General features: G+C 46.5%; 17 protein-coding genes. 10 read left to right on the top strand and 7 right to left on the bottom strand.

What is annotated here, in order from left to right; genetic code table 11:
* The first annotated feature begins 45 nt into the window (after positions 1-45).
* Complete coding sequence (locus FTU40_RS02310; protein ID WP_074383946.1) at positions 46-378, top strand: chaperone modulator CbpM; 333 nt, start codon at positions 46-48, stop codon at positions 376-378.
* 88 nt (positions 379-466) lie between these two features.
* Entirely contained in the window at positions 467-730 is a 264-nt protein-coding gene (locus FTU40_RS02305; protein WP_005095339.1) for a YdcH family protein, read from the top strand.
* A 196-nt stretch (positions 731-926) separates the two neighbouring features.
* On the opposite strand, the gene pnp is transcribed toward FTU40_RS02305, so the two are convergent.
* The 5 genes from pnp to FTU40_RS02280 form a co-directional block, all read right to left on the bottom strand.
* Positions 927-3,014 (bottom strand): polyribonucleotide nucleotidyltransferase, encoded by a 2,088-nt coding sequence (pnp, locus tag FTU40_RS02300; RefSeq protein ID WP_171063368.1) that lies wholly within the window; start codon positions 3,012-3,014, stop codon positions 927-929.
* A 259-nt stretch (positions 3,015-3,273) separates the two neighbouring features.
* Positions 3,274-3,543: a 30S ribosomal protein S15 gene (rpsO, locus tag FTU40_RS02295; protein WP_004637724.1), complete on the bottom strand. Its 270-nt coding sequence runs from the start codon at positions 3,541-3,543 to the stop codon at positions 3,274-3,276.
* Between the two features lie 897 nt (positions 3,544-4,440).
* On the bottom strand, positions 4,441-6,222 hold the full coding sequence (recD, locus tag FTU40_RS02290) for an exodeoxyribonuclease V subunit alpha (protein WP_180039622.1): 1,782 nt from the start codon (positions 6,220-6,222) through the stop codon (positions 4,441-4,443).
* A 71-nt stretch (positions 6,223-6,293) separates the two neighbouring features.
* Positions 6,294-10,415: a UvrD-helicase domain-containing protein gene (locus FTU40_RS02285; RefSeq protein WP_180039620.1), complete on the bottom strand. Its 4,122-nt coding sequence runs from the start codon at positions 10,413-10,415 to the stop codon at positions 6,294-6,296.
* Positions 10,416-10,419: 4 nt separating this feature from the next.
* A complete protein-coding gene (locus tag FTU40_RS02280; protein WP_180039617.1) occupies positions 10,420-14,124 on the bottom strand; it encodes an exodeoxyribonuclease V subunit gamma in 3,705 nt (1,234 codons plus the stop codon).
* Between the two features lie 175 nt (positions 14,125-14,299).
* Between FTU40_RS02280 and FTU40_RS02275 the strand changes: the two genes are divergently transcribed.
* Positions 14,300-14,800, top strand: a complete 501-nt coding sequence (locus tag FTU40_RS02275) for a hypothetical protein (RefSeq protein WP_005095328.1) — start codon at positions 14,300-14,302, stop codon at positions 14,798-14,800.
* A gap of 53 nt (positions 14,801-14,853) precedes the next feature.
* On the opposite strand, the gene FTU40_RS02270 is transcribed toward FTU40_RS02275, so the two are convergent.
* A complete protein-coding gene (locus tag FTU40_RS02270; protein WP_180039739.1) occupies positions 14,854-16,272 on the bottom strand; it encodes a phosphate--AMP phosphotransferase in 1,419 nt (472 codons plus the stop codon).
* A 205-nt stretch (positions 16,273-16,477) separates the two neighbouring features.
* On the opposite strand from FTU40_RS02270, the gene FTU40_RS02265 reads away from it, so the two are divergent.
* From FTU40_RS02265 to FTU40_RS02235, 7 genes are all read left to right on the top strand, one after another.
* Positions 16,478-17,182, top strand: coding sequence for a hypothetical protein (locus FTU40_RS02265; protein ID WP_074383941.1), 705 nt, complete (start codon positions 16,478-16,480; stop codon positions 17,180-17,182).
* Between the two features lie 146 nt (positions 17,183-17,328).
* Positions 17,329-18,273, top strand: coding sequence for a bifunctional demethylmenaquinone methyltransferase/2-methoxy-6-polyprenyl-1,4-benzoquinol methylase UbiE (gene ubiE, locus FTU40_RS02260; RefSeq protein WP_005095322.1), 945 nt, complete (start codon positions 17,329-17,331; stop codon positions 18,271-18,273).
* A 12-nt stretch (positions 18,274-18,285) separates the two neighbouring features.
* Positions 18,286-18,963 carry an SCP2 domain-containing protein gene (locus tag FTU40_RS02255; protein ID WP_005095321.1) on the top strand — a complete coding sequence of 226 codons (678 nt, stop codon included), beginning with the start codon at positions 18,286-18,288 and terminating at the stop codon, positions 18,961-18,963.
* Between the two features lie 12 nt (positions 18,964-18,975).
* Complete coding sequence (locus FTU40_RS02250; protein WP_005095319.1) at positions 18,976-20,595, top strand: AarF/ABC1/UbiB kinase family protein; 1,620 nt, start codon at positions 18,976-18,978, stop codon at positions 20,593-20,595.
* A 72-nt stretch (positions 20,596-20,667) separates the two neighbouring features.
* Positions 20,668-21,090, top strand: a complete 423-nt coding sequence (locus FTU40_RS02245) for a hypothetical protein (protein WP_180039615.1) — start codon at positions 20,668-20,670, stop codon at positions 21,088-21,090.
* A gap of 90 nt (positions 21,091-21,180) precedes the next feature.
* Positions 21,181-22,260, top strand: a complete 1,080-nt coding sequence (locus FTU40_RS02240) for a patatin-like phospholipase family protein (protein ID WP_100534686.1) — start codon at positions 21,181-21,183, stop codon at positions 22,258-22,260.
* A gap of 60 nt (positions 22,261-22,320) precedes the next feature.
* Positions 22,321-22,638, top strand: coding sequence for a hypothetical protein (locus tag FTU40_RS02235; protein ID WP_074383938.1), 318 nt, complete (start codon positions 22,321-22,323; stop codon positions 22,636-22,638).
* A gap of 54 nt (positions 22,639-22,692) precedes the next feature.
* Here the strand turns inward: FTU40_RS02235 and FTU40_RS02230 are convergent, their stop codons facing one another.
* Positions 22,693-25,047: a Tex family protein gene (locus FTU40_RS02230; RefSeq protein WP_180039613.1), complete on the bottom strand. Its 2,355-nt coding sequence runs from the start codon at positions 25,045-25,047 to the stop codon at positions 22,693-22,695.
* Positions 25,048-25,162: the final 115 nt, after the last annotated feature.

Here is a 25,162-nt window from a genome sequence, read left to right as displayed (position 1 = left end):
TCATTCTCTCAATTTTGCACACTTGGCTGTTTAAGGAGTAGAGCCATGACTACAATTCAGTACCAAGAAAGCTTTTCACAGGACTATACCCCGTCAGAAATTATGGACGATCACTCATTTGACCTCATCCACTTCGCAGAAGCATGCGGACAAAGCCCGGAATGGGTCATGCAATTGATTGAACATGGAATTCTGCCCGATCGTTCTCCTATCACGCCAGCCAGCACTTTCCTCGGTGAGGATATTTCGCGTGCACAACGCGCCTATCGCCTGCAACGCGATTTTGATGCGTCATTTACCGCAGTCGCGATGATGCTGGACCTCATCGATGAAGTGCAGGAGTTACGCCGCGAGGTCAAACATTTGCATTTTAAGTAAGTCCTTTGATGCTCTGTCTATCTGCATCTTTCGCTGCAGATCAGGGCATATTTATTTTTAATTTGATGATTAGAGTATAAAAAGCGCTATGAAAACCAAAGATTGTAATAAAAAAATGAAATACATGTTTCCCGAATACCGCGACTTGATTGTACAACTTCGCGAGGAAAATCCATACTTTGCCAAATTGTTTGAGGAACATAATGAGCTGGACAGGAAAATTAGTCAGCTTGAACTCGACCCGGTCAATCATATCAACAATGATATTGAAGCGATCAAGCGTAAAAAGCTAAAATTGAAAGATGAAATTTATCGTCTGCTAAAAAGTTCTGAAGCCGATCCCCTGACCTAAGATCAACTGCTTAATACAGACTCAGATCGTGCGACAATCGTTGACAGCCTGTGGGCGATTCAAACATTTTGGCCAGATGTGCGGAGATTTTCCGAAGCATAAAAAAAGCCCTGAACAGCCAAAGTAAGCACTTTGATCAAGCTCAGGGCTTTGATATTTCATTCCCATGAGCTAACTCATGGGAATATTCAGTAGATTAAACTTGTTCGATGTCTTTCATGGTCAATTTGATACGGCCACGGTTGTCAACGTCTGCAACCTGTACCTTCACTTCTTGACCTTCTTTCAATACATCTGCAACGTTCGCAATGCGTTCGTTCGAGATTTGAGAGATATGAAGTAAGCCATCAGTACCCGGAAGAATATTTACGAACGCACCGAATTCAACGATACGAATCACTTTACCCACGTAAATTGTACCTGGTTCGATTTCAGCAGTTAATGCTTGAATTTTAGCAACTGCAGCAGCGGCTGCCGCTTTAGTTTCACCGAATACGCGAACTGTACCGTTATCTTCAATATCGATTGCAGCTTTCGTTTCTTCAGTAATCGCACGAATCGTCGCGCCGCCTTTACCGATTACATCACGGATTTTGTCCGGGTTGATGTTGATCACTTGGAATGTTGGTGCATGCATCGAAATTTCAGGACGAGCGCGTGAAATTACTTGGTTCATCTCATTAAGAATGTGCATACGACCGGCATAAGCCTGGTTCAATGCAGACTCCATGATCTCTTCAGTAATCCCTTCGATCTTGATGTCCATTTGCAGTGCAGTAATACCGTTTGCAGAACCTGCGACTTTAAAGTCCATGTCGCCAAGATGATCTTCATCACCCAGGATGTCAGAAAGAACTGCGAAACGCTCGCCTTCTTTTACTAGACCCATTGCAATACCCGCAACTGGTGCTTTAAGTGGAACACCTGCATCCATAAGTGATAGAGAAGCACCACATACAGAAGCCATTGAAGATGAACCGTTCGATTCTGTGATGTCAGATACGATACGGATCACGTACGGGAAGCGGTCAGCTGCAGGAAGAACTGCTTGAACACCACGACGTGCTAGACGACCGTGACCGATTTCACGACGCTTAGGACCAGATTCACGACCCGTTTCACCTACAGAGTATGCAGGGAAGTTGTAGTGAAGCATGAAGTTGTCAGTTTTAGTACCTGCAAGGGTATCAACCATCAACGCATCACGGGTATTACCCAAAGTTGTTGTAACCAATGCCTGAGTTTCACCACGTGTGAACAATGCAGAACCATGAGCACGACCTAATACGCCCACTTGTACATCGATTGCACGAACAGTTTTAGTATCACGACCATCAATACGTGGCTTACCAGACAAGATGTTGTCACGAACCGTGCGGTATTTAAGATCTTCGAAGAGTTCGTTTACTTCGTCAGCAATACCTGTTTCATCTTCTTCAGGAACGAATTGGGCAACAGCTTCTGCGTGAAGTGCATCAAGCGCCGCATAACGGTCTTGTTTCACAGCAATTGTGTAGGCTTCAGAGATTTTCGCTTCGAATGCATCTTTTAATTGACCAAGAAGCGCTTCATTTTTGCTTGGAGCAACCCAAGTTGACTCAACTGCGCCAGCTGCTGCAGCAAATTCTTTGATCGCTTGAATCGCGATTTGCATTTCGTCATGACCGAACAATACAGCGCCCAGCATTTGGTCTTCTGAAAGTTCTTTCGCTTCAGATTCAACCATCAATACTGCAGCTTCAGTACCTGCAACAACCAGATCAAGATCAGACTCTTTTAACTGTTCGTGGTTCGGGTTCAGGATGTATTCACCGTTGATCAAACCAACGCGAGCGCCGCCGATTGGACCACGGAAAGGCGTACCTGCAATCGACAATGCAGCAGAAGTACCCAGCATTGCAGCAATGTCAGCATCCATGGTTTTGTCAGATGAAATTACTGTTGCAGTCACTTGAATTTCGTTGAAGTAACCTTCTGGGAACAATGGACGAATTGGACGGTCGATCAGACGTGAAATTAAAGTTTCAGCTTCAGACTGACGGCCTTCACGCTTACCATAACCACCCGGGATACGGCCTGCAGCATATTGCTTTTCTTGGTAGTTAACAGTCAATGGGAAGAAGTCTTGACCGGCTTTTGCTTTAGGTTGCGCTACAACAGCAACAAGAACCTGTACGCCGCCCATGGTAATCACAACAGTGTTTGCTTGACGTGCAACGCGACCTGTTTCAAGAATCACGTTGTGTTGACCGAATTGGAATTCTTTACGAATAATATTAAACATCGACATGTTTTATTTTTTCCTAGTTCTTGTGAACAATTATTCTAGTGGAGACCCCTAAGGTTTGGCATTCACGACTATATAGACGAACAAATGACAAAGCTTAGAAGCCGACCTCACCAGATTAAATACTATTTTTAAACACAAAGAAGGAGCGAAACATTCGCCCCTTCCACTGGCCTAGCCAAAAGCTAAACCGACTTTAGTTTTCAGCAATAAAGCACAAAGCATGCAATAACCCGAAAATAAAGTTTAAATCGAATTAACGACGTAAACCTAAAGCACCGATCAATGCTACATAACGACCGTGGTCTTTACCATTTAGGTAGTCAAGCAGCTTACGACGTTGGTTAACCATACGGATTAGACCGCGACGGCTATGGTGGTCGTGTTTGTGCTCTTTGAAGTGACCTTGTAAGTCATTGATTTGAGCAGTCAAAAGAGCTACTTGAACTTCTGGTGAACCAGTGTCGTTTTCAGCGCGTGCGAATTTAGCAATGATCTCTGCGCGATCTGCGTTAGTTAAAGCCATTCGATTTCTCCGAGATGCTTATATATTTTGATAAAAATCAATGTAATGAGAATTCAAAACTTTGACTGCCGTGCATCACTACAGCAAGTTGTATATTTTAAGGGAAAATGCGCCAAATTGCAAAAATAGATCAGCACTTTTAAATGTTTTCAATCGGTGATTTATTTAAAGCGAAGCTGTTGTCCATTGATCCTGAGTTATTCAAGATCTGTACTGTTTTAAGCGAGATCGTCTAGACCACTTAAATAGAGAAATCGACCTAAGCAATTAGAACGCTTTTTCTATTGTTTTATGTACCGTCGTCTGTCTGAATAAAAAATAGATAAAAAAAAGCCCGAGTTTAGTCGGGCTTTTTGGCGCTGTAGTTCTTTCTCTTATCATTATTATTTATTGTGTTTTTTATAGCGTTTTACGCTTGTTATTATTTTCAAACATCCTGTTGAAAAATCACCTTCCTTGTGTGGTAGATTTTGCCATATTCTACAAAGACAAGTAGAGGCATTTAGCGTATCTTGCTGTAAGCTATTTCGTACAATAACTAGCCTAAAAGTTGCATAATATTACATTAATACCACTTTATTTAACCTAATTCGCTTAAATCCAGCCATTCCACAACAATATCCAACTTTAGAATTAAGGTAAATATCTAGTATTTTGAAATATAAATTAATTAAATATAAAAAAGCCTTGTAGTCTCTCCCAAAACTACAAGGCTTAGCGGCTGTAAGTTTCCTCTTTTTACTTACCTCACTGTAAGTTCGCTGTCTACTGACATTCTTTTTATAATTATACGATTATGCTCAACTTTCCGTGTTGAGTTATTTTGTATGACCAATCTTCTCAAAAACTGATTAAAAGCTCTATGCGGCAATTTCTTGAATCCGTGTAAGCTTTTACCTACAAGATCTGATTATTTTTTGCCAATAAACTAGTAGATTGTTCAAGTATTTTTTGACTTAAACCACTTTTACGTGTGGTTCGTACGCATAAGGCTTGTGTAAAAGCGTCACAATCTACCAATAAACTGACCACTTTTTTAGCACGGGTAATTGCAGTATAAATCAACTCTTTACTTAATAGATTTTGCGCATATTGATCCAGCACCACTGCGGTATGTGCAAATTCTGAACCTTGAGATTTGTGAATGGTCAGTGCAAAAGCGGTTTCTATACTCTTTGGCAAACGGGTGGCTAAGACCCATTTTTCCAGACTCGGAAAATAGACTTCAAACTGGCACTGACCAGACTGCTCACGTAAAAAACAGATGCCAATATCACCATTGGATAAACCCAGTTGATAATCGTTATAGGTCATCATGACCGGCCGCCCGACATACCAGTCACCCTGCTTCAGTTGACCTTGAGCTGCTAAAAAGCGTTGTTCAATCTGTAGATTGATTTTGAATAAGCCCAGATCACCAGAACGAATCGCAGTTAAAATACGGTAATCATCAAATGATCTCACCACCTGTTGTACATATTGCTCGAAATCATCTAAGCCTTGCTTATTTTTGACAGCCTGTGTATAGGCCTGATAACCATACATCAACTGATCATAATATTGATTCAATGTAGTGGCCGTCTGTTCAGCACTAGGCGCTAAATATTGCAACTGGATCTGGTCAATCTCAACCTGATCCAAGGTGATGGCTTGTAATTCACTGGTAGTGACAATCTGCTGCTCAAATTTTTGCAGGACATTGGCAGCTTCATGCTGCTGCTGAATAAAATCAGCCATTGCCCCAATCTTGGCCCCTGCTTTAAAACGTCGTGTGGTGATTAAGTTGACCCGATTATCCTGCAAAGTCGCAACCTGTTGCAGATCTGCCAGAACGGTGCCGACATCCACAGAAGCCAACTGGTCTGCATCGCCAAGTAAAATCAGACGTGCCTGAGATGGTACAGCGGCCAGCAACATCTGTGACAGACTTAAATCCAGCATCGAGGCTTCATCGACCACAATTACGTCATAGGGCAAAGGCTGTTTGGCATGAAAACGTGGCTGTCCGCGCGTGCCCAATCCCAATAAACGATGCAGGGTCACGGGTTGTAACTGTTGTAGTGCAGCTATTTCAAACTGCTGCAAAACTTCAGTCTGTAAGGCTTTTTGCAGCGCTTCTTTCATCCGCTGTGCAGCCTTTCCGGTCGGCGCGGCCATGGCAATCCGGATATTCGGCAGCGCATCATATAAAACTGCAATAATATGCGCCAGCGTATAAGTTTTACCGGTTCCCGGCCCGCCAGTAATAATACTGAAGGCTTGCTCTGCCACCATTTGCAGGGCTTTTTGCTGCTGTGGATCTGAGAGCAGACTGCGGTCACGTGCTGTTAACTCCAGGGCTGCAATAGACTGGGTCTTGATTCGTGCTATATGCGTTGCCACTGCCTGTTCCAGCTGCCAGTAGCGGTACAGATATAAATGCTGATCTTCAAACACCAAGGGGGCAATACCCGTGCCTTGCTGAGCATGATCACGCACCAGATTATGCAATAATGCCATTTGTTGAGGAAGCGCTTCAATGCAGCTATCGCCGGCCTGCATCGCCTCAAGCAATTGCTGAATCAGTAATTTTGCTGCCGGATCAAATGTAGCCGAGCTAAATGGAGGCTGACATAAATAGTCAATCCAGGCCATCAAACTGGCGTTTTGTTGCGACACGTGATTCTGCTCATTTTCCACACAGTTATCCTCAAAGTTATCCACAGGATAATTTTCTGTTTAATCTCTATATATTTTATCAGGCAGCAAAATTATGCTGTTTTTTTCTGCTCAAAATAGCCCAAAATCTGATCCAGTTTTTCAACGAATTCGATGTCTGGTTGCCAGTGATATACACCTTGTTCCATCTGCCCGTGCATACCGCGTAAATATAAATAGCTTGCGCCGCCCAGATGCTGCTGCATTGAATACGCCTGCATATTTGCGTTCAGATAACGATGCAGGGCCACCAGATACAAGGCTGCCTGCAACCAGTAACTGGACTGGCTCATATTCTGCTGAATCGCCTCAGTTGTATAATGCTGTTGATCTGGGCCGAGAAAGTTACTTTTATAATCGGCAATATGGTAACGCTGGCCATCAAAATACACCAGATCGATGGAACCGGTCAGATAACGTGCCGATTTGGCTTCATTAAAATCGCTCATGACAATGTCATGTTCAACAAAGAGCTGATGAATTTGTCGGATCTGCAAAGGCGCATCGGTCAGTGACAGATAGAACGGGAATTCTGACAGATACTGTTGATCACCCAGTTGTGCCAAAACAAAATCTGCCTGAATCGGAGTGACCAGAATGTCATGCACCCAGTCATGCATCAGATTGAGTAAAATATCTTCCCTAATTTCATCAAGCAATCCATCTAAAGCAGTCTGGAAGATGCTTTCGACATTGAGCTGTTCAGGACTTGCAAGGTGTGCAATCTGGGCCATTTCCTGTTCAAAAAACAGGATAAAGCTGTCATCATCCAGCTCGGTGAAATAACGCTCAAACTGGCTTAAAAAGAGCATCAAGGCTGATCGGTCTTGCTGTGCCGATTGAAACAACTCTCGCCATTGTTGACGATAAGCTTCGCTCTGATCATGCAGGCGAATGCCGCTCAGCAATTTATAGTTCAGGCTGGACAAAACGCGTTGCATACTCTGTTGCAACTCATCTGCTTTGAAATTTGCCTGCGCTGCGGCTTGAAAAAGGCTACGCAGATTCACCGCTGCGGCCTGATAATGCGGCGCAAAGGTCTGCTCCAGCACAGTACGCAGTTGAAAGGCCTGTTCAAATTTTTCTTTCAGTTCTTGCCAGATTTGCGGTGCAGTATTTTTAAAACGACGGCGAATTTCCAGATTCCAGTAACTGCTATCCTGAAAATTGACATGTTCAAAAATACTGTGCAAGAAAGTCCCGGCCACCGTACCTTTGGGGAAATTCAGCTTGATCCAGTCCAACGGTGTGACAGCCGGCTGATCTGCTAAAGCATTCAGATTGATTTCATCCGCTGCACTATCCGGGTGTTCCTGTGTATTGACCAGATCATCCTGCAAAACTGGCGCATGTGACTGGTGTTGCGACAATGCGGTAAAACTGGTTTTGGTGCGTGGATAGAACTGTCGCTCTGGCAAAGGTTGCGCCAGCATGTCGATCTTATGATGGTGTGACTGCTCGACCAGACGTGCCGGTTCCTGAGACAGCGGCTGCTCGACCAGAGATAAAGCATGTTCGAAGATGGCATCGCCCTGGCCACGCCAGAACGCCAAGCCCGAATCGGATTGTGCAGCGTGGTCTTGTAACATGGCATACACCCGATGACTGGCACGGGTCAGCGCCACATACCAAAGCCGGTGATTTTCCGCTGCATTACGCGCTGCATTCTGTAAAATCGCCTGCTCGTGCAAATGCTTATGATTGACTGCAATCACCCGGGATTGTTCTAAAATACTTTCAGACAGTGTGCCACTTAATGAAAAGTTCAAGTTGCCTTTATTTACATCAAAAGCAGCATCTGCGCCCAATAAAAATACCACTTTAAATTCCAGCCCTTTAGAGGCATGGATGGTCATCAGCTGTACCCCATGATCACCAGACAGCTTGCGTTCTTTTTCACTGTCTTTGCCTGAAGGGGACTGTAACTGACGCAAATACCAGTGATAGAGTTTTTGGGCACCCTGATAATATTCGCTTTGCTGGCTCAGAATTTCGGTCAGATGACGCAAATTCACAACCACCCGTTCATTATCCAGACTTTGACTGGCCACCAGATGAGTCCAGACCTGAAACAGGTTTAAGGCATAATTCCATGCCGTGAGAAAACCTTTTTCGAACCACATTTCCCGAATTGCATCCAGATCGGCAATATAGCGACTGAGCCCTTCACTCTGCGCCTGTAACTCAATCAGTTTTTTCAGGTTGAAACCCAGCAGGCGGGTCAGTAAGGCACGTTTGACCTTGGATTCATTAAAAGGATCCATGATTGCAGTCAAGACGGCCGCGACATCCTGCGCAATAGCACTGGCAAAAACACTTTGTTTGGACTCTTTATAACAAGGAATACCCATACGCTGTAGGCGCTGCTTGACCTGCTCAAGGGAAAAATGTCCAAACCCCAGCACTGCAATATCATCGGCTTTCAGGCTTTGAATACTGTTCTGCTGCTGAAAATATAACTGCTGTTGAGCAGACTGATTGAGGAGTGCACGGATTTTCCAGGCCACCTGATCGGCTTCTACATCCGACTCACCCAACTGAATCCAGCGTAAGGGCTGCGGATTGCAGACAGCGCTATCGATGAGATCCGGATGTGGCCGACTACCGGCCTGAATCAGGGTGTACTGCACCTGTTCACCAAAATCCATCTGGCATTGAAATAAAGCATCGACCACTTCGACCAGCGCTTTGACCGAACGATGGTTCTGCATCAGGGTATATTCGCGGCCCTGCTTCTGCCGCACGTCAGCATGTGCCTTGTTATAGGTCAGCATGTCGCCACCACGGAAACCATAAATCGCCTGTTTCGGATCGCCGACCATAATCATGCAGCCGGATTGAACCCGGCTGGCATCCCGCCAGATCTTGGCCAGCAGGTCATCCTGATCCTGATTGGTGTCCTGAAATTCATCCACCAGAATCAGCGGATAACGTGCCTGTACAAACTGGGCAAAGCGCTGGCCTTGTTGTCCTTGCAGTGCTTCTGCCAGTGTGCGGATTTGCTGGGAAAAAGTCGTTTCACCCTGCTGTTGCAGGGTTTGCGGCAAACGAGTTTGCACACTTTGAATAATATGAAATTCCAGATAGGTCGTGAGCTGCTTCAACTGCTCATCCAGATCCTGTTTGACCTCACACAGTGCATCAATTGCCACAATCAGGCTGTGTTGCAAAATCAGCTGCTGCTCCGCTTCCGGACAGCTCTTGTTAAAAACCTGAGTGGTCGGCTGGAAATCAGTTTTTTTACGGCGTAAATGGCACAGATTCAGTAAAATCGGTTGCAATTCCGCATCAAAGAAACTCATGCCACCCTGAGTTTTTAGGGCTGCGCTCCAGGTCATAAAGTTTTCACAAACGTCGGTTAACTTGGTCAAAAAACTCTTGTGAAAATACTTTGGACTTTCCTGACAATAGCGCCGCATGACTTCGAGATCATGCTCATGAATATTCAATAATTGGGTAATACAGGCTTCTAATTTACCTAGATCACATTCAGCCGGCTCGACCTTCTGGAATTGCTGCTTGCTAAAATTCAGAGCATCCCGAACCAGCCCGGTATAATGCTCGACCGGTTTCAGCAGATTCTGCACATACAAATGATTGACCATATATTGTGGCTGCTGCTGAATCCAGTCACGCAGCACATCATGAATCAGTTGCTGGATATATAAATCCTGATCTTCGGTCAGTTCAGCACGTTCAATCTTGCCACTTTCAAAAGCAAATTCACGTAACAGTTTCTGGCTAAAGCTGTCCAGCGTCCCGACAAACAGTTCATCCAGCTGGTTCAGTATCAGACGCAAGCGGCGACGGGCATAGTCCATCCGTGTGCCATAATCTTTCAATACCTGCTGAAATAAAGGATCAGTTTCGCTCTGAATCTTCGCTGCAATTTCCACAGAATTGAGCTGCTGATGACGCTGGATATAGGCCAAAGTTTCTTCGACCCGCAGCCGTACCCGGTTTTTCAGTTCGGCCGTTGCCTTGCGGGTGAAGGTGGTTGCAATCACCTGATGCGGATAATACTGATCCAGAAAAATCCGCACCATCAAACTGGATAAAGTATAGGTCTTGCCGGTGCCTGCCGAGGCCTCAATCCAGTGTAAGCCCCGGAACGTCATGTCCTGAATCGGATTGGTAGAAATGGCTTTTTGCATCTGCTGCTTTAACACGGTCATATTGCTATTTCACCCATTCCAGATGTTGGTGAATCGGCGCATACAGAGCATGGGCGAAATCATGACAGCAGCGCTGCAAGGCCAGATCCGGGTCCTGATCCTGCAAAATAAACTGCCAGTCCTGATGCAACAGGCTGGATTCATCCGAAGCCAAAGGCTTGGCACTTTCATAGCTATTATTCCAGGCTTTTAGCAGTTCCGGCATTTCCACAATGGTCATTTTGCCCTGTTCATTTTCGGCCCACTGCCACTCTTTTTTCATCAACAATTCCGCTGGCAACACCAGCGGCTGCTGTTGACCAATTTCCCAGGCTTTGAACCAGAACTGTAAATATTCTCGCGCTTTAGTTGAACTCAAGCCGGAAAATTTCAGGGTCTTATTACTGAAAATCACAATACGTTCCAGTTCCGGTGAGCGTGCATCATCATTCAGATAAGCCAGCCATAACAGATATTCCAGCCAGATCTGGGCACGGCGTTTTTCCGAGGCCGAAGAGGATTGCAGACTTAACCAGCAACTGCTGTATGAAACCTGAGGCACGTTAATATGAATGATCAGTTCAGGACTAAATTGCAGGGATTGCTGGGTCACCGGCGTCAGTTCTTTGCCGAGCTGTAGCAAACGTTCTTGCAACAACTGCTGTTCCTGCTGACTGCTGAGCCAGGTGGCTTGCTGGGTTTTGCCTACTGGCAAACGGTCTAGCATCAAGCTCGGCTCAATCTGCTGATCTTGTTGTAATAGAAAATCCCGCACCTGATATTGTTCCAGCTTGTTTAATAACAAGGGCTCACGGGAACTCGGCAAATCTGCATAGCGAATTGTGGAAATTCCGACACTTTTCAGAAATAAACGTGCCGGGAAAATCATGTCCCGAATCCACTCATCCCCTTTCAGCACCCGTAGTTCTTTTTGTTCAACTGCCGGATAATGCGCATTGATCCAGCTGCTGCGCTTGCCTTCGGCACTTCGGATATATTCTGCCACCGCAAACCACTGATCCCGATAACGCGGTGTTTGCGCATCTGCAAATCCGGCTGGATCAAAAGGCTGCAAGGGATGTACATGATAAAGCTGCTGGATATGTTGGGCGACTGACAGACCATTGATTTCCACCACAGGATCGACTTCGGCATCCGGCTGTTCCGACTGACAGATGAATGCGATATGCTGAATCAGTTCCTGCAAGGCAGTGGATGGATCTCGGGCCTCGCCATCGTCCAGATCAAAGCCATTATAAAACAGCCATAAATTATCCTGCGCCAATAGCAAGGCATCCAGAAAAGCGCCCTGCTCATCATCCAGACGCGAACGATCGCCGAGTTGCGGCTTCAGGCTGCGCATCAGATCAAACGGCACCTGTTGATTCCGGCTCGGAAACTTACCGCTATCCAGATTCAGCATCACCACCAGCTGATAAGGGAGTGGCCGGATCTGGCCAATCTGGCTAAAAGTGATCTGTCCGGTTGGCTCGGCCTGATCCAGCTGCATTTCTAGCATATTCTGAATTTCTTCCAGCACATAAGGCAAAGGCAAACTCAGTGCCACCAGCTCCTGACTGGCATGTGAATCATCCTGCTCATGATAATCGGCCAGGGTCAGCATCCGCATCTGCTTGTCGATAATCTCGGCAACAGTTTTGAGCGATTCCACCCCGGCATCACGAAATTCATTCAGGTCAGCCCGCAAATATTCCAGCCAGGTTTTCACCGGTGTGCGCTGTCCGGTCTCATGCAAAGTCAGCCAGTCACGGCGCTGCACCAGATCCTGATAAATCTGGATCAGGGTCGAAATCAGTGGGAAATCACTGGTCAGAACCTTGGCATAACTCAAGGTATCCTCAAACATTGTATGTTCAGGAATGGCCAAGCCCAAAGCCAGACGGTCTAGCGCGAATTTAAAACTAAAACGGTAATCATCATCGCCTGCGCTCAGGCTTTGCTGTAAATGCTGCTGGTCCAGACCACGCTTGAAGCCAGCATCCGTCAGCAACTGCAACATCCGTTCTACCTGACTATAGTCCAGCGCATAACGTTGCTGGGTGGCATTCAGGCTGAGCCAGTCAGCAAAGTCCTCAATACTGAAACGGCGACGTACCCACTGGATCCGGCCCAGTACCGCGCACCAGGCATTGCTAACATCCAGACGCGACACCCCGGCAATCTGGATCGGTAAATACAGGTTATCTTTTTGCAACCGTTGGCTGCCGATCTCACGCTCACGTGGTGGCGGGGCAAAGACACTGCGAATCGCCGGTTCCAGTTCTTTCAGATTCGGACTCAGCACCAGAATGTCGCTCGGTTGCCGTGGCTGCTGTTCCGTGCCTTGTGCCAGCCAGTGAATGACCTGTTCTTTGAGTACTTCCAGCTGACGCAACGAGGAATGACAGACATGAATCTGCACCGAATCATCGGCCGGACTTAAAGCATATTGATGCTGTTCAGGTTCGAGTAAATATAAAATATCTGACTGGATTTTTGCCAGCAGCTTGTCCTGATAGTCATCGACAAAAACATCGGCCCAGAGACCTTCTTCTCCAGAAGACAGTTTGGAGAGTAAAGAGAAATGATCCCGCGCCTGCTTGCCAAATCGGGTCAACAGCGGATGCCGCGATTCACGATCTTCGGCATTAAAGTTAAGCTGCTTGATTCGAAATTCTTTCAGTTCAGCATCATTCGGTTTACGTTGGCGAGTTTTTTCAAAGCGCTGAATAAAGCGCTCTTCCCGTTGCAGATCAAATTTGGCTTTCCAGTCTGGATCGACACTGTCGGCCCAGTATTCCTGCGAGGGGTTAAAATGAAAGATATAAATGTCTATGTATTGCCCCAGCCGGCGTAAAAAGTCCAGCTGGCTGGGCGAAAGTTCCAGCAGGCTAAATACCACTATCTGTGCCGGCAAGCGTTTCAGGGCTTCGCTTCGTGTTTCCGGATTCTCCAGCCGTTCCCAATACAGGCGCTCAATCTCCAGAATTTTGGCATAATCCTCCTGAAATACATGCTGCCACAACCAGCGTTGCCAGGCTTCCAGCTCACGCGCCTGAATTTTGACGAAATCGGCCACCTGCATTTCGTGACCATTTTCATCTTTGGGACTATAAATCATCTGCTCGATATCCAGCGCAATATCCTGTCCCCAGGCCTCTAGCCAGTTGGTCGGACAGCTGCAGCTTTGCGGTGGACAGTTACGTGCACAATAACCGCGATAATCCATATAATGGCTGAACAGGCGCGATACCTGCTCGGCCACCCAGTACAGCATGCTCTGTTTTTTCAGCTGTTTTTCCGTGCCCTGCTCCAGCCGGTCGGCACTGTCGTAAATCCGCTTTACAATTGAATACAGCGGATGATCGACGTCTAAGGGAATATGTTCTGGCAGAATACATTTACGCAGTGCCTGAAACACGCGCCATTTGATGATAATACGCGGAATATTGGCTTCTCGAACCTGTTCGACTTCTTTAGGCGCATTCAGCACCCACTGATAAGACGTCCACTGAAAGGCACGAATCCGGTGATGGAACTGGCTATTGGCACTGATGCCTTTCTTCTCGGCAATTTTTTGAGTCAACCAGCTTTCTACGGCCGGAGACGGCACAATAAAATGCCGGGGCTGTAACACTTCAAACGGATGCCGGGCAGTTTGATTGACAATACGCAGCATACTATCCAAAAGCACATCAATGCGTTGACTCTGAATAACATGGATTGCCATCGTTTCCCCTGAACTGCTGAACTAGTTTTACTACAAAATGATAAAGATTAGTTACTATACATCTCGAGCGCTGTATGACACTTTAAAATCACACTTCAGTCGAAAAATTTCTTTGAAAAAAGCATCTTAATGATGCTTTCATAGAAAAAAATAACATAGAGCTTAGGTAGTGCCCATGAAATTAGATAAAATTCCTGAACGTATCGATCCAAGCTTAGATTTGGAACAAATTCGTGCCGAGTGCCTGGAACTCACCAAAAAACGTGCCTACTATTCTGCGGGTGCCGCCATTATTCCAGTGCCGTTTATGGATGTCGTCATTGACATCGGCATCTTGTCGCAATTGATTCCCGAGATCAATGCCCGCTTCGGACTGGCGCCTGATCAGATCAGTGTCTATGATCCCAAAACCCGTCAGGTGCACTGGAATGAGCTGCGTAAACGCGGCGTAGAATTTTCTGGTCTGGTGGTCGCGCGAACTGCTGTCAAAAAATCTTTGAACAATGTTGCAGCGAAAGTGATCACAAAGCAAGTGACAAAATTCATTCCCCTGGGTGGTCAATTGATTGCCGCCAGTCTGGGCTATTTTGTCATGAAAAAAATTGCCGAAGCCCATGTCGAGGAATGCTACCGTGCGGCTAAAAATATCCAGCAAAAACAGGTCGCTCAAGGTTAAGCACATTTGAGCTCAATATTTTAAACAGCTGAGCCCGTGCTACTTCAGGCAGATTATTCTGCCTGAAGCTGTTTTAAAATGGCCTTTAACACCTCGACCCGTGCGGTATTTTTATCATCGGTCGCAATAATATGCCAAGGCGCATAATCGGTCGAGCTACGTTCAAACATGTCGGCTGCCGCTTTCAGATAATCCTCCCAACGTTCCCGGTTACGCCAGTCATCCTCAGTAATTTTAAAACGCTTATGCGGTGTATCTTCGCGTGCCTTGAAACGTGCGGCCTGTTCATCTTTGGAAATGGCCAGCCACAGTTTGATCACCACGGTTTGATGCTTGACCAGACTTTGCTCAAAACGGTTAATTTCCGCATACGCACGTTGCCATTCTGCGGCACTGGCAAAACCTTCTATCCGCTCTACCAGCACCCGCCCATACCAGGAACGGTCAAAAATACAGATATCATCATCGCTTTGCAGTTTGGTCCAGAAGCGCCATAAATAGGGACGGCTCAGCTCATATTTTTCTGGTGCGGCAATGGTATGAATTTCATATTCACGCGGATCCAGTTTTTTCACAATGCGCTTGATCGCGCCGCCCTTTCCAGCAGCATCCATGCCCTCAAACAGAATCACCACATTCCGCGGATCGGACCGCATCGCCTTGGCCACCTTAGCTGTTAATTTTTTCAGCTCCGGCTTGTAATCCTCTGCCTTGGCTCGAGTTTCGGCAGGATGTTTTAACAGTTCGGGAATCTTGGCCTGTTTCCATCGTCCACTGGCTCTGGCCGGATGATTGGGGCAATGCTTGAGAGCACCCAGAATATGCTGGGCAAATTGCTGGTCACGCTGCTGCTCATCCTCACCCTCAATAATGAACCAGTCTTCGGTAAAATGCTGACGCAAGCGCTGCAAGGTGTCGTACTGTTTTCTGTTGCGCCAGTCCAGACCATGCAGCTGATGCCAGTGCGCTTCACTCGGATCCATGGCATCCAGCCGTTTTTGCAGGGCTTTCCAGGACAGGTCAAACCAGACCTTGACCACATCGACATGATTATTTTTCAGGTCCTGTTCAAAGGCCTGCATCTCTTGCAGATATTCATCAAACTGTGCATCACTCAGCGGGCTTTCAGCTTGCATGGCGCTGCTCAGCAGGTCGCTGTACCAGTTGCCAAACAAGACCATGATCTGTCCTTCGGCCGGAATAAACCGCGCATAAGGCTGCCACAAAGTCTGTTTAGGCCCGGCCACTTGCGGTGCATCCGCTTTCACGCGCAAATAGCGCGGATCGACCCATTCACGCAGCTGCTTGACCGCTTCACCCTTACCGGCCAGCTCAATCCCGTTGACCAGAATCAACAGGCTTTTGGCATTTTTCTGACCACGTGTTTTTTTTAAATCATATTGAGCATCAATCAGCTCGACCGATAACTGATCTTCATCCATTAACTGAAATTGTGGTTGTTCCATGCGTATCTTCAACCCTGATGTTTTATTCTGTTTGCAGTATAACGATGAGTTTTGGCGCAAAAATAGCTCTGGCAACGTTTTTCACACGATTAAATTGGCTATTTAAACAACACATTGACAGACAAATGCCCGATCTCTGTTCAATTTGTCATAGCAGGATTGCCCGGCAGCCTCTAAGATTCTTGCATTCTCAAACTATAATTGAAATCTCATGTCCAAACTTGCCGTTCTCGATGATCTGTTAGCGCATTATTATCAGCTGAGCTATCATACCCAACCGGATATTCTGAGCCGTTTACAGGATGTACAGGCCTGGCAGAAAGTTCGCATGCAGCGAACTCATCGCGCGCATTTTGCGGAAAAACCCAATCAGTTGATGGCCGAATATTTCCTGAACCGTCTCTATGGTGGTGCCGAATTTGATGCACTGGCAGCACAGATTGCCCGGCTGATGAAATATGCCCATAAAGCAGAAAAAGTGATTCCTGAAAATGCCATCAAAACCGGGACATTGGGTGTAGAACTGGCGATTCTGGCGGTACAGCTGGATGAGCAGGTCGCGATTCAGTTATTACAGGATTATCATCCGCATGAAACACTGACCGATGAGATGATGCGCCTGACCTATCTCAAACTGGATCAGGGTCAGGCACGGTTAAAACAACTGGCCTTGCTGGATCAGCTCGGTATGAGTCTGGATAAATACATGCGCTCCTTTGTGGTCTATGCGGCCTTCAAGATGTGTAAAGGCGCGGCCAATAAATATAACTTTCAGGTGATGTATGCGTTTATGCAGGATGGTTTCCTGGCCATGAAGCCGCTGAAATCGGCAGAAAAATTTGTCCGTGAATTTACCGCAACCGAACGCCAGATTATTGATAAAGTGCACTCTGGCGATGCGTTGCCATTTCAATAAATAGTAGTGCAGTATTTCTGCCAAGCGCACATTTTTCTGTATATTATTCATAACAATTGCATCATGATTGCTGAATAAGCCTTTAGAATCTGTCATGATGCAGACAATGCAAGATTAACCCGATTGATATGTTAGGAGTGACTCCAATGTCGAATGAAAATACAACGCCTACCCCTACCCCTGAGTCGGCACAACAGACAGACAAAGTGAGCCCATTCTTAACTGAACCTCTTCCACAAGGTACGCCGCAAGGTCAGCAACAATCCCTCGAACAACGCCTGACTGATACGCCAGTCACAGGCTCGGTGCCGAAATATAACCTGCCACGCGGTGCCAATACCGGCAACGTGGGTTCAACCACACATTTTGGTTATCAAACCGTAAACAGCGAAGAAAAGGCCCAGAAAGTGGCTGAAGTGTTCCATTCGGTGGCCAGCAAATACGACATCATGAATGACCTGATGTCTTTCGGGATTCACCGTCTGTGGAAACGTTTTGCAATCAATATGTCCGGTGTACGCCGTGGCCAGCAGGTGCTGGATATTGCCGGCGGTACCGGTGACCTGGCCAAAGTGTTTAGCCGTGAAGTGGGCCCGACCGGTCATGTGGTGCTGTCTGATATTAACGAATCGATGCTGAATGTCGGTCGTGACCGTCTGATCGATGCCGGCTGTACCAATGTCGATTTCGTACTGGCCAATGCTGAAACCTTAGAACCATTTGCAGACAACAGTTTTGATCTTTTGACGATTTCTTTCGGTCTGCGTAACGTGACTGATAAAGATGCCGCACTTGCATCGATGTATCGCGTACTCAAGCCAGGTGGTCGTTTACTGGTGCTGGAATTCTCTAAACCGGTGTTTGAGCCATTCTCTAAGCTTTACGATCTGTACTCATTCACAGCCTTGCCAATCATGGGTAAAATCATTGCCAATGATTCTGAAAGCTATAAATATCTGGCTGAATCGATTCGTATGCATCCAGACCAGCGCACCTTAAAAGGCATGATGGAAAATGCCGGCTTCCAGAATTGTGACTATCACAACCTGACTGGCGGGATTGTTGCAGTTCACCGCGGTTTTAAACTTTAAGGTTCACTCCCTATGTGGTCAATTCTGGCACTCGGTGCTGTTGAACGCGTGATTCACCATGTGATTGATCTGGATGCGATTACCCGCATCCAGCTAAATGCTTTGTCTGGTAAAATGCTGCGGGTGGTGATTGCTTCGCCGCAGCTTTCGGTCGATGTGTTTTTTGATAAAGACAAGCTTCGTCTGGAGCCGACCGCGACTGGTCATAGTGAAGCATCTTCAATCTTTGAACAGCGTCCATTTGATGCTGGCTCATCTACAGTCACCGAAGCGACTGCAACCTTGCAGGTCAGCAATGTGGTGGAATTACTCAAGCTGCTGCTGTCCGATGAAGTCGGCAATATTCCACTGCAAGGTGACTACAAGTTATTGCAGGAAATCCAGCGCATCATGCAACAGGCAGAGCTGGATCTGGCGGCGCACTTAAGTCCCTGGATTGGCCCGGCACTGGCACATGAAATTGGTAAATTTCAGCTATTACCCAAACAGCTGAAACGTACCCTGCAAAGTCAGCTATTCTTTGCCGAAGATGCCTTAAAAGAAGACAGTGGTCTGTTTGCCCCACGCTGGCAAATGGATGACCTGAATCAGGACACCCGTATCCTGAATCAAAATTTAGATCGGGTTGAAGCGAAAATCCAGCAGCTTCAGGCCCAGATCGATACCTCAAACAATTCTACTCAAGACTAGGTACGCTGCTTTATGATTCCGCATGTTTCACGTTTACTCGAACTTTGGCGCATCGCCGCGCACTATCGACTCGACACGTTGTTTCCTGCGGAAGAATTACCAGAAAAGGCCCGGCATATTCTGTCTTTGATCCGTATGCATCCGGCCGCCTGGTCCAGTCGTGAACGTAAAAACCCGCTCAAGCTAAAACTGGCTTTAGAGGAAATGGGTCCGCTGGCCATTAAAATGGGTCAGTTACTCTCTACACGTCGCGACCTGATTGCACCTGAACTTTTACAGCAACTGGTCTTGCTCCAAGATCAGGTCAAGCCCTTTGACAATGACGTGGCCAAGATGCGCATCCAGGAATCACTGAAAGCCGATGTGAATACCCTGTTTGCCCGTTTTGACACCCAGCCTCTGGCTGCTGCCTCGATTGCACAGGTTCATACCGCTGCCCTGCATGATGGCCGTGAAGTGGTGGTCAAGGTGACCCGTCCGAATATTCGCCAGCAGATTTTGCAGGATTTTGAAATTCTGCAATGGCTGGGGGACTTTCTGGAAAAACGTCTCGAAGCAGCGCGTGCCTTACATTTATCTGAAATCATTCAGGATTACCGCCAGATCATTTTAAATGAGCTGGACCTGACCCTGGAAGCGGACAATACCCGCCGCATGCGCCACCACTTTACCGGCTCCAGCATGATGTACGTGCCGGAAGTGTATATGGACAGCAAAGATGTGCTGGTGGCCGAGCGCATTACCGGAGTGCCAATTTCAGATATCGCGACCTTTGACCGACTCGGCATGGATCGTGCTGATCTGGCACGTAAAGGCCTGACTATTTTCTTTACCCAGGTCTTTCGCGATAACTTTTTCCATGCCGACATGCATCCGGGCAATGTTTTTGTCGAAACCATCAATCCGAGTAATCCGCGTTTTATTGCGCTGGACTGCGCGATTATGGGCGAGCTGTCTAAGCATGACCAGATGACCGTAGCACGCATGCTGCTGGCTGTCATGAACAGCGACTTCATGCAACTGATTCAGGTGGTGCATCAAGCTGGCTGGATTCCACCGGGTACCGATCAGGATGCTTTGGCTCGTGAAATGCGCCGCAGTGTCGGGCCGATGGTCTCTAAACCAATGCATGAACTGGATTTCGCCGGTATTCTGATTGAAGTGATGGACATTGCCCGTCGTTTCCATCTGGAAATTCCACCGCAACTGATGCTGCTACTCAAAACACTAGTGCATGTCGAAGGCTTGGGAACCGACCTGTATCCGGAACTGGATATCTGGAGTCTAGCCAAACCGATCCTGACGGACTGGATCAAGGCACAAATGAATCCGCAGAAAAACCTGAAAGAACTGGGACAAAAAATTCCGGATTTGCTATTAGGGGCACAGGATCTACCAACCTTGATGATTGATAGCCTGAACGGTCTGAAAAACCAGTCAGCCTGGCATGCCAAACAGCTCAATGAACTGCAAAGCATGCGCCTGCAAATGGAACTTCAGCAAAAACGTAGCTGGATGTTTGGCAGTATCATGGCCATTCTGCTGTCGATTGCGATTATTTCACCATGGTTTGTGTCGGTGCTTCTGATTGTGCTAGCGAGTGTTCTTGCCGTCTGGCGAATTGCGAAATAATTTTTTAAATAGCCTGATTCGTCAGGCTTTTTTATGCTTAAATTATTGAAAAAATAAAACAAGAATATCCAAATGAAATATAGTTTTTTATGGGCACTGTATCGCCAGAATAGACAAAAAACCTTTCTCACTGCACTACTTTACAGCTTCCCAACATGGATAGATATTTTTTTCTATATCAACCAAACAGCCCATTGGCTGGCATGGTCCTCTGCTGCCAATACCACATTCTACCTCCTGATTCATAGTGACTATTTCTGGCTCATTGTCAGCTTTAACCTGCTTCCGTTGTTATTTCTATTCTGTCTACGACAAACACAGCTAATACTAGCTTTAAAAATATGGATAGGTCTTGCAGGTAGTTTGTTTCTAATTCATGCTTTTTACTGGCCAAGCTATCCTATAACCACGCTTTTGATTATTTCATTTAATCTACCTTTTTTAAATTTACGCAATAAAGAACTCATGCACACTTACATCAACCCGATGCCATGACTCTCAAGTCACCTTAGGACATATCTTGCCATTGGGTCTAAAGACGCATCGATTAAAATAAGCACACACTTGGCTGGTATGGGTTGAATCATGGTACAGATTTTACAAAAACGGGCGCCTGCGCTGACGATTCGTGCTGGCCATCTGGCACGTGAGCTGATTCTGCAACAAGGATTACAACCTGAACAGGTCGATATTATCCCCGGTGCTGCGGGTGGCCCAAAAGGAATCGGGATTCAGGGTCTGGATCAGGCGATTTTTGGCGAGTTTTTCCCACGTGCCCCACAACGGCGTACTCTCGTTGGTTCCTCGATTGGTAGCTGGCGTTTTGCCAGTATGGCTGCACATGGGGCTCAACAGGGAACCGAGCGTTTAGCTGAGCTGTATACCAACCTTTATTTCCATAAAAAAATGACCCGCCAGGAGGTCAGCGAAGTTTGCCGCGGCATGCTACTCGACCTGGTACAAGGCAAGGAAAATGATCTGGTCAATCATCCGGATTATCATCTCGCAGTCATTTCAATTAAAGCCCAGCACATTTTCCAGAGTGACAAAGTGCTGCCTTTGCTGGCCTCTGTAGCCGGAATTGTCGGAACGACTGCTGTTGCACGTAAACACAGCCGTCATTTTATGCAACGTGTGATTAGCCAGCCGAATATGGGGGAACAATTTCAAATCGCGGAAGATGGATTTACTACACATTATCATGCCCTGACCGAGCAGAGTGTATTGTCCTGGCTGATGGCCTCGGCGTCGATTCCCGGGGTAATGGCAGCGGTGAACAATATTCCAGATGCACCGCAGGGTTATTACCGCGATGGTGGTCTGATTGACTATCACATTGACCTGCCCTTTCAGAGCAAAGGCATTGTGCTCTATCCACATTTTACTGACAGCATTACCCCCGGCTGGTTTGACAAGTTATTTAAACGTACCTCAAATCCGGAAAATCAGGCACGCACCTTGTTGCTTTCTCCATCGCAGGACTATCTGCAAAGTTTGCCTTTAGGCCGCTTACCGGATCGTAAGGATTTTACCCTGAAGGGCCTAGATCAGGCAGAGCGGATCAAATTATGGAAAGCCTGTATTGCTGAAAGTCAGCGTTTAGGCGATGAATTTTTGGAACTGGTCGAGAAGCAAAATTTTGCTGAGGTCATGAAAGGCTTGTAATTGACCGAGAGTGCCCGATTATTTGTATAATTGCCTTCATTTTGTGAACTGTTGAGATTTATGCAGAAGTTTTTAGTGGTCCTGCAATACCTGTGTCTGGCCTTTGCCGTCTATCTGACTTATAGCGTGAGCATGTCGCTGTATAACCAAGATTTTGTCCTGATGGAGCTGGTCGCTGATATTGGTACGATTCTGATCTGTATTGACTTGGGCGTGTTTTTATTTAGCAGTAAAACCAAAGCAGGCATTAGCATGGAAGAATATGCCAAACGACTGGAACAGCCACCGTCGAAACTGGTTTATGTGACACGAAAAATGGGGCATCTGGGTATTTTGCTGATTATTACCAGCTGGATTGTACCGATGATCAATTCATAAAAATCAGATATAAAAAAACCTCCCGATGGGAGGTTTTCTTTTAGCAATTAAAGATTACTTTGAACCTTTAATCCCTGCTTGTAATAACAATGCGCCTAAACCACCAATTTTTTGCTCTTGTGGTTTAGCCACTTGCGGTTTCTTGCCCTGAGGACGCTCACCTTGCGGACGCGCTTGCTGTGGACGTTTGCCTTGAGGCTTACGCTCACCGCGCTGTTCATTGTTTTCACGACGTGGCTGACGTGGTGCTTTTGCCGGCGCTTCAGAACCTTCAGGACGCATCGATAAGTTCACACGATTACGTTCAGCATCCACATTCAAGACCCGCACTTGCACGATTTGACCCGGTTTCACCACTTTATGCGGATCCGCGACAAATTCATTGGCAAGTTCAGAAATATGTACCAAACCGTCTTGATGCACACCGACATCGACAAATGCACCGAAGTTAGTGACATTGGTCACCACACCTTCAAGCTGCATGCCTTCAGACAATTGCGCAACTTCAGTAATGTCATCACGGAACTTCGCCGTACGGAATTCTGGACGCGGGTCACGACCCGGTTTTTCCAGTTCAGCCAATACGTCTTGAATGGTCGGCAGACCGAATTGCTCATCTGCAAATTCTTCAGCATTGACCTGGCGAATGATTTCAGTATTGCCAATGATGTCTTTTACAGTCGTGGCTTTTGCTTCAACAATTTTGCTCACCAAAGCATATGACTCAGGGTGAACTGCAGAAGCATCCAGTGGTTCTGTACCATCTTGAATACGCAAGAAGCCCGCAGCCTGCTCAAAAGTACGCTCGCCTAAACGTGGTACTTTCTTCAAAGACTGACGATTGTCAAAACGACCATTTTCCTTACGGAATTCCACAATTTGCTGTGCGATCGATTTGTTCAGACCCGCGATATAACCCAAAATCGCCGCAGATGCCGTGTTGACATCGACACCGACCGAGTTCACACAATCTTCTACCACTGCTTCAAGGGTTTTCGCTAAACCGGTCTGGTTCACATCATGTTGATACTGACCCACACCAATCGATTTCGGATCAATTTTTACCAGTTCAGCCAATGGATCCTGTAAACGGCGTGCAATTGACACTGCACCACGAATCGACACATCCAGCTCTGGCAGTTCTTGAGAAGCCAGTTCTGATGCTGAATATACCGACGCACCTGCTTCAGACACAGATACACGGGTCAGGTTAAGATCGCTATTCGCCGCCATCATTTCAGCCACTAAAGCTTCAGTTTCACGGCTTGCCGTCCCATTACCCACTGCAATCAGGTCAACATTGAACTCGCGGCATAAACGTGCCAGTTCAGCCAATGAACCTGCTTTATCATCTTTGGGTGCAAATGGATAAATCGTGCTGTGTGCCAGCACATCACCCGATGCATTCACCACAGCCAGTTTCACACCGGTACGGATACCCGGGTCAACGCCCAGAGTGGTGCGCGCGCCTGCAGGAGCAGAAAGCAGTAAATGACGCAAGTTTTCAGCAAATACGTTCATGGCTTCTGTTTCAGCAGCCAGACGTTTTTCAGTCAGCAATGAATGTTCAATGCTTGGACGCACTTTGCCAAGCCAGAACAGTTTTGCAGTTTGCTTCAAGAAGTCCTGACGTGCTTGCGGCTGAATCGTTTCTAAATTGTATTCAGTCTCAATGCGTGCCAATGGTGCAGCATCTTCGCCATCCACTTTCAGGCCCAGGACGTTTTCTTGACGGCCACGCAGCATCGCCAATAAACGATGTGAAGGCACTTTGTTCAGGTTTTCAGAGAAATCGAAATAATCACGGAATTTTTTACCGACTTCTTTCTTTTCTTCAGAAGCAACCAAACTTTTCAGCACTGCAGTTTTGGCAAAAGTGGCTTTCAGTTCAGTGGTCAGCGCGATATTTTGTGCCCAGTCATCAATCAGGATGTGCTGGATCGCATCAAGCTGGCTTTCAGTATCTGGATAATCGTCATGGCTAAAACCGGCCAATGCGTCGCTTGGATCTACCGCTTCAGCAAAAATTTTCTCGGCGATTGGGCCTAAACCGGCTTCCTTGGCCTTAAATGATTTACTGGTACGTTTTGGACGGTACGGCGCGTAAATTTCTTCTAATGCATTTTTGGTTTCAGCTGCATTCACACGCGCCAACAAATCATCAGACAATTTATCTTGTTCTTTGAGTGATTCAATCACCTTGTCACGGCGCTCATACAAATCACGCAAGTATGATAGACGCGTATCGAGTTGACGTAATTGCGTATCGTCTAAGCCTTGCGTTACTTCTTTACGGTAACGTGCAATAAAAGGAACACTGGCACCTTCATCAATAAGCTTGATGGCAGCTTCAACTTGGTTTGGACGTACGGCAAGTTCTTTTGCCAACTGCTGAACTAAGTCAGTCATCGTGTTTGATCCCACAAGGATAAGTACTAAATGGCATGATTATAAAGACCGGGCCTATAAAATCCACCATTGTTTTTATTAATTTGTCTCAACTTTATATTATGAAGTGCGACAG

It is taken from the genome of Acinetobacter sp. YH12100, assembly GCF_013419135.1.
Classification (GTDB): Bacteria; Pseudomonadota; Gammaproteobacteria; order Pseudomonadales; family Moraxellaceae; genus Acinetobacter; species Acinetobacter pseudolwoffii.
This window is presented reverse-complemented; position numbering and strand designations above follow the sequence as displayed.

Bases quoted from the DNA above. Each gene is read 5' to 3' on its own strand.
- FTU40_RS02280 (WP_180039617.1), bottom strand. From the start codon at position 14,124: ATGGCAATCCATGTTATTCAGAGTCAACGCATTGATGTGCTTTTGGAT.
- FTU40_RS02245 (WP_180039615.1), top strand. From the start codon at position 20,668: ATGAAATATAGTTTTTTATGGGCACTGTATCGCCAGAATAGACAAAAA.
- FTU40_RS02275 (WP_005095328.1), top strand. From the start codon at position 14,300: ATGAAATTAGATAAAATTCCTGAACGTATCGATCCAAGCTTAGATTTG.
- FTU40_RS02265 (WP_074383941.1), top strand. From the start codon at position 16,478: ATGTCCAAACTTGCCGTTCTCGATGATCTGTTAGCGCATTATTATCAG.
- FTU40_RS02305 (WP_005095339.1), top strand. From the start codon at position 467: ATGAAAACCAAAGATTGTAATAAAAAAATGAAATACATGTTTCCCGAA.
- FTU40_RS02285 (WP_180039620.1), bottom strand. From the start codon at position 10,415: ATGACCGTGTTAAAGCAGCAGATGCAAAAAGCCATTTCTACCAATCCG.
- FTU40_RS02310 (WP_074383946.1), top strand. From the start codon at position 46: ATGACTACAATTCAGTACCAAGAAAGCTTTTCACAGGACTATACCCCG.
- rpsO (WP_004637724.1), bottom strand. From the start codon at position 3,543: ATGGCTTTAACTAACGCAGATCGCGCAGAGATCATTGCTAAATTCGCA.
- FTU40_RS02240 (WP_100534686.1), top strand. From the start codon at position 21,181: ATGGTACAGATTTTACAAAAACGGGCGCCTGCGCTGACGATTCGTGCT.
- FTU40_RS02250 (WP_005095319.1), top strand. From the start codon at position 18,976: ATGATTCCGCATGTTTCACGTTTACTCGAACTTTGGCGCATCGCCGCG.
- FTU40_RS02255 (WP_005095321.1), top strand. From the start codon at position 18,286: ATGTGGTCAATTCTGGCACTCGGTGCTGTTGAACGCGTGATTCACCAT.
- FTU40_RS02235 (WP_074383938.1), top strand. From the start codon at position 22,321: ATGCAGAAGTTTTTAGTGGTCCTGCAATACCTGTGTCTGGCCTTTGCC.
- ubiE (WP_005095322.1), top strand. From the start codon at position 17,329: ATGTCGAATGAAAATACAACGCCTACCCCTACCCCTGAGTCGGCACAA.
- FTU40_RS02230 (WP_180039613.1), bottom strand. From the start codon at position 25,047: ATGACTGACTTAGTTCAGCAGTTGGCAAAAGAACTTGCCGTACGTCCA.
- pnp (WP_171063368.1), bottom strand. From the start codon at position 3,014: ATGTTTAATATTATTCGTAAAGAATTCCAATTCGGTCAACACAACGTG.